Raw genomic sequence first — 15,267 nt, 5'->3', positions numbered from 1 at the left:
TCAGATCACCCCGTTCGACTTGAGGAGGCGCAACTCTTCGTCGCCGAGACCGAGTTCGCCGATGTAGACCTCTTCGTTGTGCTCACCCAGCAGCGGCGAACTGGTCACGTCCACGGGGGAGTCCGAGAGCTTGAGCGGGCTGCCGACCGTGACGAACTCGCCGCGCTCGGGGTGCGGCACCGTCACGACCATCTCGTTGGCGACCAGCGACTCGTCCTCGATGATCTCCCTGGTCGACAGGATCGGCCCGCACGGGATGTTGTGGGCGTTGAGCCGCTCCAGCACCTCCCACTTGGGCAGCGTGGACGACCACTCCTCGATCAGCTGGAACATCTTGGAGAGCTGCGGCAACCGGGCCTCGGGCGTCGCCCACTCCGGGTCCTCGGCCAGTTCGGGCCGGCCGATCAGCTCGGTGAGCGGCCGCCAGCCGACCGGCTGCACGATGACGTACACGTAGTCGTTCGGGCCGCCCGGCGCGCACTTGACCGCCCAGCCGGGCTGGCCGCCGCCGGACGCGTTGCCCGAGCGCGGCACCTCGTCGCCGAAGTCGTCGTTCGGGTACTCGGCGAGCGGCCCGTGCGCCAGGCGTTGCTGGTCGCGCAGCTTCACCCGGCACAGGTTCAGCACGGCGTGCTGCATGGCGACGTTGACCCGCTGACCGCGGCCGGTGCTCTCCCGCTGGAAGAGTGCCGCCAGTATCCCGGCTACTGTATGCACTCCTGTGCCGGAGTCACCGATCTGAGCGCCCGTGGCCAGCGGCGGCCCGTCCTCGAAGCCGGTGGTCGACATCGAGCCGCCCATCGCCTGTGCGACGACCTCGTAGGCCTTGAAGTTGGTGTACGGGCCGTCCCCGAAGCCCTTGATGGACGCATACACGATGCGGGGATTGATCTCCTGTATGCGATCCCAGGTGAACCCCATACGGTCGACCGCGCCCGGCCCGAAGTTCTCGACCATGACGTCGGAGCGCCGGATCAGCTCGGTGAGGATCTCCTTGCCGCGCTCGGTCTTCGTATTGAGGGTGATGCTCCGCTTGTTGCAGTTGAGCATCGTGAAGTAGAGCGAGTCGACGTCCGGGAGGTCGCGCAGCTGCTTGCGCGTGATGTCACCGGTCGGCGCCTCCAGCTTGACGACGTCGGCGCCGAGCCAGGCGAGCAGTTGGGTCGCGGAGGGGCCGGACTGGACGTGCGTCATGTCGAGGACGCGGATGCCCTCAAGTGCCCTGGCGGTCATGGCCGTTCACCTCACTTGTACATCGTCTGGTTCATGGTTCCGGGGGCGTACGCGTCCGGGTCGACCCAGACGTTGATCAGCGACGGCTTGCCCGACTCACGGGCGCGTTGCAGCGCGTGGCCGATGTCGGCGGGGTCCCGGACCTCCTCGCCGTAACCGCCCAGCATCTGGGCGAACTTGTCGTAGTGGACGTCGCCGAGGGTGTTGCCGACCCGCTCGCGCTCCAGGCCGTACTTGGCGGCCTGGCCGTAACGGATCTGGTTCATCGAGGAGTTGTTGCCGACGATGCCGACGAAGGGGAGGTCATAGCGGACGAGCGTCTCGAAGTCCCAGCCGGTGAGGGAGAACGCGCCGTCTCCGAACAGCGCGACGACCTCCTTGTCGGGCCGCGCCTGCTTGGCCGCGAGGACGAAGGGGATGCCGACGCCGAGGGTGCCGAGTGGTCCCGGATCCATCCAATGGCCGGGCGACTTGGGCTGCACGACCTGCCCGGAGAAGGTGACGATGTCACCGCCGTCGCCGATGTAGATGGAGTCCTCGGTGAGGAAGTCGTTGATCTCGCTGACCAGTCGGTACGGGTGGATCGGTGAGGCGTCCGACTTCAGGCTCGGCAACCGCTTCTCGATCGCGGTCTGTTCGGCGGCGCGCAGCTCGTCGAGCCACTCCTTGCGCCGGGACGCACCGCCGTTGAGACGTCCCGAGGCGGCTTCCACGACCGACTTCAGCACGAGCCCCGCGTCGCCGACGATGCCGAGGTCGATGTCGCGGTTCTTGCCGACAGTGCGGTAGTCGAGGTCGATCTGCACGACGGTCGCGTCGGGGGAGAGCCGCTTGCCGTAGCCCATGCGGAAGTCGAAGGGCGTGCCGACGATGACGATGACGTCGGCGTTGGAGAAGGCGTAGCGGCGCGACAGTTGGAAGTGGTGCGGGTCGCCGGGCGGGAGGGTGCCGCGCCCCGCGCCGTTCATGTACGCGGGGATGTTGAGAGTGCGGACGAGGTCGATGGCCGCCTCGGTGCCGCGAGTTGTCCACACCTGACTGCCCAACAGGATCGCCGGCTTCTCGGCGTGGACCAGCAGATCGGCGAGCTTCTCGATTGCCTCGGGGTCGCCGGCCGAGCGGGTCGAGGCACGGTAGGCGCCGGGCTTCGGCACCCGCGCCTTGCCCACCGGCACCTTGGCGTCGAGGACGTCGCGCGGGATCTCCAGGAAGGAGGGGCCGGGTGCGCCGTGGTAGCACTCGCGGAACGCCATCGACACCATGTCGGCGGCGCGTGCCGTGTCCGGCACGGTCGCCGCGAACTTGGTGATCGGCGTCATCATGTCGACGTGCGGCAGGTCCTGCAGAGACCCCATCTTGTGCTGGGTGAGGGCCCCCTGGCCGCCGATCAGCAGCATCGGGGATTCCGCGCGGAAGGCGTTGGCGACACCGGTGACGGCATCGGTCGTACCGGGACCGGCGGTGACGACCGCGCACCCGGGCCTGCCGGTGATCCGTGCGTAACCGTCCGCCGCGTGGGCTGCCACCTGTTCGTGGCGTACGTCGACGACTTCTATGCCCTCGTCGACGCAGCCGTCGTAGATGTCGATGATGTGGCCGCCGCACAGCGTGTAGATGCGGTCGACCCCCTCGGCTTTCAGGGCTTTGGCGACGAGATGACCACCGGAAATCACGTCCTGGGTGTCGTCGGGCATGGCGAAGTCCTGTCCCTTCGTAGGGGGTTGGAAGGCTCTCGCGGTACATTGCATACAGTCGACGAATACTGTATGAAACTTGTTATCCCGCATCCGGTGGGTGGTGTCCAGGGGGCGTGCGGCACTTTTAAGTGGGAGCCGAGAGGGAGCCGAGATGGACCTGTACGAGCACCAGGCAAGGGAACTCTTCGAGGAACACGGCATCTTGGTGCCCCGGGCCGAGGTCACCGCCTCGTCCAAGGAGGCACGCGGGATCGCCCGTCGGCTGGGCGGCCGGGTCGTGGTGAAAGCCCAGGTGAAGACCGGTGGGCGAGGCAAGGCGGGCGGGGTGAAGTTCGCCGCCGACCCGGCCGCGGCGGAGCTGACCGCGCGCCAGATCCTCGGCATGGACATCAAGGGCCACACGGTCGGCACGGTGATGCTGGCCCAACCCGTCGACATCGAGAGCGAGTTCTACGTCTCCTACGTCCTCGACCGGGCGGCGGGCCGATTCCTCGCGATCGCGTCCGCGGAAGGCGGTATGGAGATCGAGGAGGTGGCCGCCGGTCGACCGGACGCGGTCGCCCGTATACACATCGACCCCACCGAGGGCGTCACCTCGGCCAAGGCGGGCGAGATCGCCGAGGCGGCCGGGCTGCCGCCGCAGACCGTCGACGTCCTCGTGCGACTGTGGGAGGTGCTGGTCCGCGAGGACGCCGTCCTCGTCGAGGTCAACCCGCTCGTGCGCACCCGGCAGGGGCAGATCCTCGCCCTCGACGGCAAGGTCACTCTCGACGACAACGCCCGCTTCCGGCAGGCCCGTTGGGGTGCCGAGGGCGCGGTGCACGACGACCCGCTGGAGGCCGCGGCAGCCGCGAAGGGACTCAACTACGTCAAGCTCGACGGCGAGGTCGGCATCATCGGCAACGGCGCGGGCCTGGTCATGTCGACCCTCGACGTGGTCGCCGGCTGCGGCGCCCGCCCCGCCAACTTCCTGGACATCGGCGGCGGAGCATCCGCCCAGATCATGGCCGACGGACTGTCCGTCATCCTCTCCGACCCGGCCGTGAAGTCGGTCTTCGTCAACGTCTTCGGCGGCATCACCGCATGCGACGCGGTGGCCGACGGCATCGTACGGGCCCTGGAAACAGTCCGGTTGACCAAGCCGCTGGTCGTCCGGCTCGACGGAAACAACGCGGCCCGGGGCCGGGCGATTCTCGACGGGCACGCGCATCCACTGGTCCAGCAGGCCACCACCATGGACGGCGCCGCCCGCCGCGCCGCCGACCTCGCCAACGCACGTTAAGGAGCCGGGACATGGCGATCTACCTCACCAAGGAGAGCAAGGTCCTCGTCCAGGGCATGACCGGCGGCGAGGGCATGAAACACACCCGCCGGATGCTCGCGGCCGGCACGAACATCGTCGGCGGAGTCAACCCGCGCAAGGCCGGCCGCACCGTCGACTTCGACGTCCCCCAGTGCCTGAACGGCCTGGGAGGTGCCCCCATGGCCGTCCCCGTGTACGGGTCGGTCGCCGACGGTATGCGGTCGACGGGAGCTGATGTCACCGTCGTGTTCGTGCCGCCCGCCTTCGCCAAAGCTGCCGTGACCGAGGCCGCCGACGCGGGCATCGGCCTCGCCGTCGTCATCACCGAGGGCATCCCCGTCCACGACTCGGTCGTCTTCACGGCATACGCCAGGTCGAAGGGCACCCGGATCATCGGCCCCAACTGCCCAGGCCTGATCACCCCCGGCCAGGCCAACGCTGGCATCATCCCCGCCGACATCACCAAGCCGGGCCGCATCGGCCTGGTGTCCAAGTCCGGCACGCTCACCTACCAACTCATGTACGAACTACGGGACATCGGCTTCTCGACCTGCGTCGGCATCGGCGGAGACCCCGTCGTCGGCACGAGCCACATCGACTGCCTCGCCGCGTTCCAGGACGACCCCGACACCGAACTCGTCGTGCTCATCGGGGAGATCGGCGGCGATGCGGAGGAGCGAGCGGCTGCGTACGTCCGCGACCATGTCACCAAGCCGGTCGTCGGCTACATCGCCGGCTTCACGGCACCCGAGGGCAGGACGATGGGCCACGCCGGTGCCATCGTGTCCGGCTCCTCCGGCACGGCGGCGGCGAAGAAGCAGGCGCTGGAGGCCGTAGGAGTCAGGGTCGGGCGTACGCCGACGGAGACCGCCCGGCTGGTGCTGGACCGCCTGGAGGCAGCGCGGGAAGCGGCACGTGACGTCACTCATAGTTGATGTGGCGTGACTGTCGGGCTCCTTCGGGCACAACTAGCTTCACCTGTACGACGGTTCGCGCGTAGGACCGTTCCTGCCTCACCCCGCCCCGACTGTGCACCGAGAGCGGAGCAGAAGCATGGCATCAACCCTCACCCCCCTTCATCGCCCCCCGACCCTCAAGGCGGGCACGTCCTGGAGCGACGCATGGCGGCGTTGTCTCGCCGTCGCGCCCGAGGCCTTCCAGGACGACCGTGTCCTCAACCTCTGGAACGCCGCCTGGCAGCGGGACGGCCGGGCCCTGCCCGCCACCACCCCCGTCGACGGCAGCCCCATCGCGGGCCCGCCCCGTCTGGACCGGTCCACCGCCCACCAGGCCGTTCGCGCCTCCCTCGACCAGCACCGGGCCTGGCGGCACGTCCCGCTCGACGAACGGCGGGCCCGCGTCGCCGCCACGCTCGATGCGCTCACCGAGCACCGCGAACTCCTCGCGCTGCTGCTGGTCTGGGAGATCGGCAAGCCCTGGCGACTCGCGCAGGCGGACGTGGACCGGTCCATCGACGGTGTGCGCTGGTATGTCGACGGCATCGAACCGATGCTCGCCGGCCGCACCCCGCTGGACGGCCCGGTGTCGAACATCGCGAGCTGGAACTACCCCATGAGCGTGCTCGTCCACGCCGTGCTGGTCCAGGCGCTGGCGGGCAACGCGGTCATCGCCAAGACCCCGACCGACGGCGGCGTCGCCTGCCTCACCCTGGCCTGCGCGCTCGCCGCACGTGAGGGCATCCCCGTCACCCTCGTCAGCGGCAGCGGACGCGAACTGTCTCAGGCGCTGGTCCGGGCGCCCGAGATCGGCTGCGTCTCCTTCGTCGGCGGGCGCGACACCGGAGCGGCGGTGGCCACGGCCGTCGCCGACCTCGGCAAACGGCACGTACTGGAGCAGGAGGGACTCAACACCTGGGGCATCTGGAACCACACGGACTGGGACACGCTCACCGCCGTCATCCCCAAGCTCTTCGACTACGGCAAGCAGCGCTGCACCGCGTATCCGCGCTTCGTCGTCCAGCGCGAGCTGTTCGACGAGTTCCTCACCGCCTACCTCCCCGCCGTCCGAACTCTGCGCGTCGGCCACCCTCTCGCCGTCCAGCACGCGGAAGACCCCTACCCCGAGCTGGACTTCGGCCCGGTGATCAACGCAGCCAAGGCCAAGGAACTCCACGACCAGGTGGCCGAGGCGATCGACCGCGGCGCCGTACCGCTGCACCGCGGCAAGCTGTCCGAGGCCAACTTCCTTCCGGGGCAGGACACTTCGGCGTACGTCCGCCCCGTCACGCTTCTCAACCCGCCCCCGTCGTCCCCGCTGCACCACGCGGAGCCGTTCGGACCGGTCGACACCATCGTCCTGGTCGACACGGAGGCGGAGCTGCTGGCCGCGATGAACGCGTCCAACGGCGCGCTGGTCGCCACCCTGTCCACCGACGACCGGGCGACCTACGACCGACTGGCCCCGCAGATCCGGGCGTTCAAGGTCGGACACGGCAAGCCGCGTTCCCGCGGCGATCGCGACGAGTTGTTCGGCGGATTCGGAGCCTCCTGGCGCGGCGCCTTCGTCGGCGGCGAACTCCTCATCCGTGCGGTGACACACGGACCGGCGGGGGAACGGCTGCCGGGCAACTTCCCGGAGTACCAGCTCATGCCGTGACCGGTCGGTGCAGGTTCATGCCGTGATCGGCGGCCGGGCGGCGCTCACGTCCGTCGAGTGCCGCCCGGCGATGATCTCGTCGGCCAGCCAGCGGGCCACGTCCCGCGGATACGGGCGCGGCAGGCTCAGCACGATGTGGTTCATCCCGGCGTCGACGAGCCGGCCGACGCTCTCCCGGGTCGTGGCCGGCTCGTCGTACGACACCAGGACCTGCACCGAACGCGTGATCTCCGCCGGGTCACGGCCCAGCCCGGCGCAGTGCGCGTCGAGGACGCGGGCGCGTTCGGCGACGTACTCGACGGTGTTGTGCGGCGGCCCTGGAACGTTCCAGATGTCGGCGTGCTCGGCGACCAGCCGTAGCAGCCGGGTGCCCCAGCCGCCGATCAGCAGCGGGGGACCGGGCCGTTGCACGGGCTTGGGCTCGCACCGCGTACCCCGGAGCCGATAGTGGCGGCCCTCGAAGTCGAAGACGTCCCGGGTCCACATCCCCTTCAGGATCGCGACGGTCTCCGCGAGCCGCTCGATGCCCTCGCCCGGCGGGACGAGCGAGAGGCCGTAGGCGGCGTACTCGGCGATCGCCGGATTGGCGCCCGGGATTCCCCCGGCGCCGGGCGGCTGACGCGTCCCGCCGACTCCCAGCCCGAGCACGAGACGCCCGCCCGAGATCACGTCCACGGTGGACGCCATCTTGCCGAGGACGGCCGGTGGCCGGACGCGGTTGCTGGTGACGAGGAGGCCGAGCCGCAGCCGCTCCGTCTGGGCGGCGAGTGCGCTGAGCAGCGTCCACCCTTCGTGTATCTGCCCGTCCTTGGGCCCGGCGACCGGCAGCAGGTGGTCCCACAGCCAGGCGTCCGCGATCTCCGGGACGGCGTCCGCCTCCAGCCAGACCCGGCGGATGTCCTCGTACGACACATGCATGGGTGTGGTCTTGATCCCGAAGCGCACAGTGGTTTCGTCTGCCATGGCCATCAGCCTACTCAATCATCAGCAGGGCTGACGATCAGAATGAGGATTCAGTCGGGATACAGTCGGGGAATGGCCAACGATCAGTTCCCCAGCCCCCTGGAGTCCCGGCTCGGCTACCTCCTCAAGCACGCGCAGGCGAAACTGGCCAGGGCGTCGGCCGAGGCGCTGGCCCCGCACGGTGTCGACGGTCATGAGCTGGCCGTACTGGTGGTGCTCGCCGCGGGGGAGCCGTTGTCACAGGTCGAGGCCGCCGGACGGCTCGGCGTCGACCGCACCACGATGGTGTCGCTGATCGACGGCCTGGAGGACCACGGCCTCGTGGTGCGGCGGCGCAGCCCGCAGGACCGCCGCAAGAACATCGTCGAACTGACGCCCGAGGGCCAGGACTGCCTGCGCCGGGCGGAGAAGGCCCGGCGAGCGGCGGAACGCCGTTTTCTCGCTCCGCTGGACGAGGCGGGAGCGGCCTCGCTCGTGCGGGCGCTGCAGACCCTGGTGCTTGCTGAGCGAGTGCCGGAATCCGGCGCGTGTCCGTAGCGGTTCGTTCACCCGCGGTGGTGGAGTACCTGCAGGTGGCAGGCCTCCCGGGGCCGGCTCCGCGGGGGCGGATATGCAGGTGAAAGGCACTCCGAAAGCTTGGTATTGTTGTCCATGTCGCCGCGGGGGAACACCCCCGGTCAGGCGGCAGACACCTGGTCCGGGTGGCGGAATGGCAGACGCGCTAGCTTGAGGTGCTAGTGCCCTTTATCGGGCGTGGGGGTTCAAGTCCCCCCTCGGACACCAGCTGAGACCCCACTTCCTGTGGGGTTTTCTGCTTGTCCGGGCCGTCGCGCGAGCGGCGGCCCGATGAGATCACACCTCTCCGGCCCGCCCGGCGAGGTTTGAAGCAATGTCGACGTATCCTTCTTGAGGTCTACGGCGTCAAATAGTGGGCGCCGAAAATGGAGGCAACACCCCGTGCTCATTGCTCAGCGTCCGTCCCTGACCGAAGAGGTCGTCGACGAGTTCCGTTCCCGGTTCGTGATCGAGCCGCTGGAGCCGGGCTTCGGCTACACCCTCGGCAACTCCCTTCGTCGTACGCTCCTCTCCTCGATCCCCGGTGCCGCTGTCACCAGCATCAGGATCGACGGCGTCCTGCACGAGTTCACCACCGTGCCGGGTGTCAAGGAGGACGTCACCGACCTGATCCTCAACATCAAGCAGCTCGTCGTCAGCAGCGAGCAGGACGAGCCCGTGGTGATGTACCTGCGCAAGCAGGGCCCGGGTCTGGTCACCGCCGCCGACATCGCGCCCCCGGCCGGTGTCGAGGTCCACAACCCCGACCTCGTCCTCGCCACGCTCAACGGCAAGGGCAAGCTGGAGATGGAGCTGACCGTCGAGCGCGGTCGCGGCTACGTCTCCGCCGTGCAGAACAAGCAGGTGGGCCAGGAGATCGGCCGTATCCCGGTCGACTCCATCTACAGCCCGGTGCTGAAGGTCACGTACAAGGTCGAGGCCACGCGTGTCGAGCAGCGCACCGACTTCGACAAGCTGATCGTCGATGTCGAGACCAAGCAGGCGATGCGTCCTCGTGACGCCATGGCGTCGGCCGGCAAGACCCTGGTGGAGCTGTTCGGTCTCGCCCGCGAGCTGAACATCGACGCCGAGGGCATCGACATGGGCCCGTCCCCCACGGACGCCGCCCTTGCCGCCGACCTGGCGCTGCCGATCGAGGAGCTGGAGCTCACCGTTCGGTCGTACAACTGCCTCAAGCGCGAGGGCGTCCACTCCGTGGGTGAGCTGCTGGCTCGTTCCGAGGCCGACCTGATGGACATCCGCAACTTCGGTGCGAAGTCCATCGACGAGGTCAAGGCGAAGCTGGCCGGTCTGGGTCTGGGCCTGAAGGACAGCCCGCCCGGATTCGACCCGACCGCCGCGGTCGACACCTTCGCGACCAACGACGCGGACACCCGGTTCGTCGAGACCGAGCAGTACTAGAACGCGGTCAGCGATCGATCCCGGCGCCCCGGTCAGGCAACAGCCTGACCGGGGCGCCGTGGTGTGCCGGGCCTTGGCGCACGGAGCCGTGCTGGTGGGGGCGGTTCAGTACACGGGGGAGTGGACGGCCCGCTCCCCAGCCCTGCGGCCACGGCCGTCCGCCCGCGCGGTGGCACGGATCGCGCAGCACGCCCAGAACGCGATGGACGCCCACGAATGGCGGGCCGCACCGGCCGACGCCGCCGTGGCCGAACGGATCGCGCAGTCCCTGGACGGCGCCCACTTCGGCACGCTGCCGACCGACCTGCTGCGCGCCCTGCCCGGCAGAGCCTCAAGGAGTACTTCCCCGGACCGACAAGCCGTCCGGCATATCCGCCGGGGGTGGGATGCCGTCCCGCGGTTCGCCCTGCAAGGTGGCGGGCATGAGTGAAACCGGCGAACTGACGAAGCGTCACAGACGTTTGTTATCAGGCAGGTTGGCGGTCCTCGGGGCCGTGCTCTGTCTCACCTCGGCCACCATGGCCCTGCTGCCCGCCCCCGCGTCCGCCGCCACGACGGTGGCCGAGGGCAGGCACACGGTCCGGATCAGCCGGACCGAGTACGGCGTACCGCACATCCTGGCCCAGGACTTCGACGGGCTCGGCTACGGCTACGGCTACGCGTTCGCGCAGGACAACGTGTGCGAACTCGCCGACCAGGTGGTGACGTTGCGGGGTGAGCGGTCCCGGTTCTTCGGGCCCGACGGAGACTCCGGTACGGGCGCCAACCTCGCGAGCGACACCTACTACGGCGGACAAGTGCGCGCCGGGACAGTGCGCCGACTGCTCGACAAGAAGGCGCCGTTGGGGCCGACGACGGAGCTGCGGCGGATGGTCGAGGGGTACGCCGCCGGGTACAACCGCTATCTCCGGGACACCGGAGTCGACCGCCTGCCCGACCCGCGCTGCAAGGGCAAGTCCTGGGTGCGGCCGATCACCGCGCTCGACCTGTGGAATGTCGTCTACGACGTCAACAGGGTGACCGGGACAGTGCCGTTGGCCCCGGACATCGGAGACGCACAGCCTCCGACGACCTCGGCCTCCTCGGCGCCCCCTGCCGCGACGGCCACGACAACCGCCTCCCGGAACGGCCTCGTCGGTCTCGGCCTCGCCTCCGCCGACGTCGGCAGCAACGGCTGGGCGCTCGGCCGGGACGCCACCCGCACCGGCAACGCGATGGTGCTCGCCAACCCGCACCTGCCCTGGGCGGCCGGCAACTTCCGTTTCTACCAGGTGCAGTTGACGATCCCCGGCACCCTGGACGTGTCCGGCGCCGGCCTCTACGGCACCCCGCTGGTGGAGATCGGCCACAACCGCAGCCTCGCCTGGACGCACACCGCGAGCGACGCCCAACACGCCTCCTTCTACGCCCTGAAGCTCGTGCCCGGTGACCCGACCAGCTATGTGGTCGACGGCAAGGCCGTGCCGATGGAACGCCGCACGGTCCCGGTCACCGTACGAGGCGCGGACGGTGGCCTGTCGACCGTCCAACGGACCCTGTACACCTCCCGCTTCGGGCCCGTCCTGTCGTCCGGCTGGACCACGACCACCGCCTACGCGATCCGCGACGCCAACGCCGACAACCTGCGCTCCATGAACACCTGGCTGGCCATGGGGAAGGCGCGGACCCTCGGTCAGCTCCGGGCCGCCCAGGACACCTCCCAGGGCGTCCCCTGGACCTACACCCTCGCGGCCGACACGAGTGGCGGCACGTACTTCACCGACTCCTCGGCCGTCCCGCACCTCACCGACGAGCAGCTGAGGCGCTGCACCGTCGCGGCCGACGAGGGGCCCACCGCATTGGACGGTTCGACGTCGGCCTGCGCCTGGGGCAGTGACCCCGACGCGCTCGTGCCCGGCATCTACGGCCCGTCCCGCCAGCCGAAGTTGAGCCGTACGGACTACGTGGCCAACTCCAACAACGGCCCCCAGTACGTCAATCCGGAGGAGACCGTCACCGGCCTCCCGGGCGTGTACGACATCGATCCCCACCTCGACCAGCGTGCCCGGCTCGGACTCGACATGATCGCCCAACGCCGGGACGGTACGGACGGGTTGGGTGCACCGGGCTTCACCGAGAGCACCCTGCGCGCGTCGATGCTCGGCAACCGCGTCCTGTCCGCCGAGACCGGCCGCGACGACGTGGTCGCCCTGTGCCGCGCCCACCCGAGCCTGCCTGCCACGGACGGCAAGGAGGTCGACGTATCGCAGGCGTGCGCGGCCCTCGCCCGCTGGGACACCCGCGCGGACGCCACCAGCCGGGGCGCCGCGCTCTGGATCACCTTCTACAACCGCCTCGTCGACCAGGGCCCGCCCACCTGGAGCCGTGTGCCCTACGACCCGGCCCAGCCCCTCACCACGCCACGCGGCATCAACGGTGACGACGCACGCGTCCAACACGCCCTGGCCGACGCCGTCCAGGACTTCGCGGCCCGCGACCTCCCGGTCGACGTCGCACTCGGCGCAGTACAGAAGTGGGACGGCATCCCGCTGCCCGGCTGCGACGTGGGCTGTTTCGACGTCGTGGAGGCGGGCCCCGACTCGGGCACCGGCACCCCGACCGCCGGTGCTTTCGGCAGCAGCTTCCTGATGACCGTCGAGCTGACCCCCGACGGCCCCCGTGCCCACACTCTCCTCACCTACGGCCAGTCGGCGAACCCGGCATCACCTCATTTCTCGGATCAGACCCGCCTCTTCGCGCGCAAGCAGTGGGTCACCGAGCGGTTCACCCAGGCGCAGATCGCCGGTGACCCGGCGCTGGAGGTGACGACTCTGCGCAGGTGAGGCACGCCGACGTGGCGCGGGCCGGTCGCAACTCGGCCGCCCGGGCATGGGGTTGACTGGTCTATACCCTTGACTGGTACATACCAATGCGGTTCAGTGGGTGGCGTCATCCCCCACCACGGCCGCCCCCCACGTCGTGACCGGTCCGACCGGCCCGTGCGCACAAAGGCTCCGCTTCGCCCTGCCCTTGGCGGGGTACGGCCGTGCTCCACAGAGGAGTTGAACCCTGTGTCGAGACGCCGCATCGCCGCAGTACTGACCGCACTCGTCCTCGGTAGCCTTACGCCCGTGGTCCTCCCCGCCGCCGGCGCGTCCGCCGCGTCCTGTTCCAGCTATCCCAACTGGGTGGCCGGCCAGTCGTACGTCACCGGCCAGATCGTCCGCTACACCGACGGCAAGGCGTACATCGCCGAGCACGACAACCCGGGCTACGACCCGGTCATCAGCACCTGGTTCTGGGAGCCGTACGCCTGCGACGGAGGTTCCGGCACGCCGGTCGGCACCTTCGTCGTCAGCGAGGCGCAGTTCAACCAGATGTTCCCGAGCCGGAACTCGTTCTACACGTACAGCGGTCTCACCGCCGCCCTCAGCGCCTACCCGGGCTTCGCCAACACCGGCAGCGACACCACGAAGAAGCAGGAGGCCGCCGCCTTCCTCGCCAACGTCAGCCACGAGACGGGCGGGTTGGTGTACATCGTCGAGCAGAACACCGCCAACTACCCGACGTACTGCAACTGGAACGAGCCGTACGGCTGCCCGGCCGGTCAGTCCGCCTACTACGGGCGCGGCCCGTTGCAGATCAGCTGGAACTTCAACTACAAGGCCGCCGGGGACGCGTTGGGCATCGACCTGCTGGGCAACCCGTGGCTGGTGCAGAACGACTCGGCCGTGGCCTGGAAGACCGCGCTCTGGTACTGGAACACCCAGAGCGGCCCCGGCTCCATGACCCCGCACAACGCGATGGTCAACGGCGCCGGTTTCGGCCAGACCATCCGCAGCATCAACGGCTCGGTGGAGTGCGACGGCAAGAACCCCGCCCAGGTGCAGAGCCGCGTGGACGCCTACCAGCGGTTCACGTCGATCCTCGGTACCAGCACGGGGGCCAACCTCTACTGCTGAGCGTGCGGCACGGGCACCGGCCGGACCGCGCGTCCGGCCGGTGCCCCGTCCCGTCCACGCGTTCCAGGGACCGGGTGTCCCCGCAGGTCAGCCCCTGTGTGAGCGTTCCAGCTTCCCGTAACCCCCGACTGTTGTGGCGGCTGGGACGGATCGCCGCACAAGCTGCGGTTGTTCGACAGCGAGCCCCACCACGATCCGGTGGCTCGCCTTCCGGCACCGCATCCAGGGGGAACCTGATCATGTCCAACACCGTCTTCCGCCGCCGCACGGCACTCCTCACCGCCGGCTTCGCCGCGGCCGCCTCACTCGCGCTGACCGCCTGCGGAACCGAGCAGGGCGCGGAGGACCGGTCCAACCCGGCCGCCGCCGACAGCGGGATCTCCGCCACCGCGACGCCTGGGGCGGACACCGGGGCCGCGGCCTCCGGCACGGACTCGGCCGTGACGGTCGCCAAGTCCGGCCGCGGCAGCACTTCTTCGCCGAAGGGGTCCACCGGGTCCAAGGGATCCAACGCCACCTCGGGCAGCGTCACCTGCACCGTCGCCAACACCGAGGTCACCGCGCAGACCGTGACACGTCCGGTGAACCACCTGCTGCTGGCCGTCAAGAACACCGGCTCCAAGACCTGCTACCTGTACGGCTACCCGGCCCTCGACTTCCAGGACGCCCAGGCCGTACCCCCGGTCGTCGACGACTCGCAGCCGCAGGCGGTCACCACGCTCCGCCCCGGACAGTCGGGCTACGCGGGCGTCAACCTCTCCGCCGCCGACGGCAGCGGCTCCGGCGGCTACACCGCGAAGACGCTCTCGGTGATCTTCCAGAACCGCGCGCTCGACTTCGTGGGCTCGGGCGTCAAGGTTCCGCTGCCCGGCAAGGGCGTGTACATCGACAGCTCGCTGCGCACCACCTACTGGCTGACCGACCCCCAGGACGCCATCAACTGGTAGTCCGTGCCGCCGAGTTCCATGCCGCACAGAGAGGACGTAGGTGTGTCCAGTACATCGAACAACGTGGACCGGCGGCCCGATCCCGGGGCGCCCGCGCACGAGCACTTCGAGGTGGTGTGGCGCACCTCGTCCGACGGCGCGTTCAAGAGAGCGGGCCTGCTCGCCTGGGAGATCATCGGCATCGCGGTCGGCCTGCACTCGACGGACGAGGTGCAGCCGAGCGGAATCGAGATCCGCGAGTTCCAGGGCCCGCTGGTCGCGGGATTCGCCTACGGCGACGATCACGAACTCGCCCGCCGGCACACCGCGTTGGTGGAACGCAGGCTCTGGAGCTGCACGGTGGGGGAGTTCCTCGCCTTCCTCCGCGAGACGACCGCCGACCCGACGGCGCAACCCGGATCGCCGGATTTACCTCTCTTGGACTGCGCATAGCCGGGCCGATCCGGGCCGTATCAGCCACCTGAAGCACCTGAACCAGTCGAGGAGACATCCCCCCATGTTCGACAGCTCCCTTGCCGGGAACCGGCGCCCGATCCGCCGAGCCACGGCGCTCGCCGTCGCCGGTGCGGCCCTCGCGCTCGCCGTGCCGG

At 69.6% G+C, this 15,267-nt stretch carries 13 protein-coding genes and 1 tRNA gene; 11 read left to right on the top strand and 3 right to left on the bottom strand.

Features of this window, described 5'->3' with window-relative positions; translation table 11 throughout:
- Both frc and R6V09_RS11560 read right to left on the bottom strand, forming a co-directional pair.
- Nucleotides 1-1,233 carry a formyl-CoA transferase gene (frc, locus tag R6V09_RS11565; RefSeq protein ID WP_317881290.1) on the bottom strand — a complete coding sequence of 411 codons (1,233 nt, stop codon included), beginning with the start codon at nucleotides 1,231-1,233 and terminating at the stop codon, nucleotides 1-3.
- A gap of 11 nt (nucleotides 1,234-1,244) precedes the next feature.
- A complete protein-coding gene (locus R6V09_RS11560; RefSeq protein WP_317881289.1) occupies nucleotides 1,245-2,927 on the bottom strand; it encodes a thiamine pyrophosphate-binding protein in 1,683 nt (560 codons plus the stop codon).
- Between the two features lie 154 nt (nucleotides 2,928-3,081).
- Here R6V09_RS11560 and sucC point away from each other — a divergent pair, with 154 nt between their 5' ends.
- The 3 genes from sucC (at nucleotide 3,082) to R6V09_RS11545 (ending at nucleotide 6,849) form a co-directional block, all read left to right on the top strand.
- Nucleotides 3,082-4,212 carry an ADP-forming succinate--CoA ligase subunit beta gene (gene sucC / locus R6V09_RS11555; protein WP_317881288.1) on the top strand — a complete coding sequence of 377 codons (1,131 nt, stop codon included), beginning with the start codon at nucleotides 3,082-3,084 and terminating at the stop codon, nucleotides 4,210-4,212.
- Between the two features lie 11 nt (nucleotides 4,213-4,223).
- A complete protein-coding gene (gene sucD / locus R6V09_RS11550; RefSeq protein WP_317881287.1) occupies nucleotides 4,224-5,168 on the top strand; it encodes a succinate--CoA ligase subunit alpha in 945 nt (314 codons plus the stop codon).
- A gap of 118 nt (nucleotides 5,169-5,286) precedes the next feature.
- Nucleotides 5,287-6,849 carry an aldehyde dehydrogenase family protein gene (locus R6V09_RS11545; RefSeq protein WP_317881286.1) on the top strand — a complete coding sequence of 521 codons (1,563 nt, stop codon included), beginning with the start codon at nucleotides 5,287-5,289 and terminating at the stop codon, nucleotides 6,847-6,849.
- A gap of 15 nt (nucleotides 6,850-6,864) precedes the next feature.
- On the opposite strand, the gene R6V09_RS11540 is transcribed toward R6V09_RS11545, so the two are convergent.
- The gene (locus R6V09_RS11540; RefSeq protein ID WP_317881285.1) at nucleotides 6,865-7,812 is read right to left on the bottom strand and encodes an LLM class flavin-dependent oxidoreductase; all 948 of its coding nucleotides are present in this window, start codon (nucleotides 7,810-7,812) and stop codon (nucleotides 6,865-6,867) included.
- Between the two features lie 72 nt (nucleotides 7,813-7,884).
- Between R6V09_RS11540 and R6V09_RS11535 the strand changes: the two genes are divergently transcribed.
- The 8 genes from R6V09_RS11535 to R6V09_RS11500 all read left to right on the top strand — a co-directional run bounded on the left by R6V09_RS11535 (nucleotide 7,885) and on the right by R6V09_RS11500 (nucleotide 15,109).
- The gene (locus tag R6V09_RS11535; protein WP_317881284.1) at nucleotides 7,885-8,349 is read left to right on the top strand and encodes a MarR family winged helix-turn-helix transcriptional regulator; all 465 of its coding nucleotides are present in this window, start codon (nucleotides 7,885-7,887) and stop codon (nucleotides 8,347-8,349) included.
- A 158-nt stretch (nucleotides 8,350-8,507) separates the two neighbouring features.
- A tRNA-Leu gene (locus tag R6V09_RS11530) sits at nucleotides 8,508-8,595 on the top strand.
- A gap of 174 nt (nucleotides 8,596-8,769) precedes the next feature.
- Nucleotides 8,770-9,789, top strand: coding sequence for a DNA-directed RNA polymerase subunit alpha (locus R6V09_RS11525; protein ID WP_019073061.1), 1,020 nt, complete (start codon nucleotides 8,770-8,772; stop codon nucleotides 9,787-9,789).
- Between the two features lie 94 nt (nucleotides 9,790-9,883).
- The gene (locus tag R6V09_RS11520) at nucleotides 9,884-10,219 is read left to right on the top strand and encodes a hypothetical protein (protein WP_317881283.1); all 336 of its coding nucleotides are present in this window, start codon (nucleotides 9,884-9,886) and stop codon (nucleotides 10,217-10,219) included.
- A gap of 64 nt (nucleotides 10,220-10,283) precedes the next feature.
- A complete protein-coding gene (locus R6V09_RS11515) occupies nucleotides 10,284-12,611 on the top strand; it encodes a penicillin acylase family protein (RefSeq protein ID WP_317881282.1) in 2,328 nt (775 codons plus the stop codon).
- A gap of 228 nt (nucleotides 12,612-12,839) precedes the next feature.
- Nucleotides 12,840-13,730: a glycoside hydrolase family 19 protein gene (locus tag R6V09_RS11510; protein WP_317881281.1), complete on the top strand. Its 891-nt coding sequence runs from the start codon at nucleotides 12,840-12,842 to the stop codon at nucleotides 13,728-13,730.
- 239 nt (nucleotides 13,731-13,969) lie between these two features.
- On the top strand, nucleotides 13,970-14,677 hold the full coding sequence (locus tag R6V09_RS11505; protein ID WP_317881280.1) for a DUF4232 domain-containing protein: 708 nt from the start codon (nucleotides 13,970-13,972) through the stop codon (nucleotides 14,675-14,677).
- A gap of 42 nt (nucleotides 14,678-14,719) precedes the next feature.
- The gene (locus R6V09_RS11500; protein WP_317881279.1) at nucleotides 14,720-15,109 is read left to right on the top strand and encodes a hypothetical protein; all 390 of its coding nucleotides are present in this window, start codon (nucleotides 14,720-14,722) and stop codon (nucleotides 15,107-15,109) included.
- Nucleotides 15,110-15,267 lie beyond the last annotated feature (158 nt).

Origin of the sequence: Streptomyces sp. W16, from assembly GCF_033194735.1 — a bacterium.
GTDB lineage: Bacteria > Actinomycetota > Actinomycetes > Streptomycetales > Streptomycetaceae > Streptomyces.
Note: the sequence above shows the minus strand (reverse complement) of the source record. Positions and strands in the feature narration are given on the sequence as shown.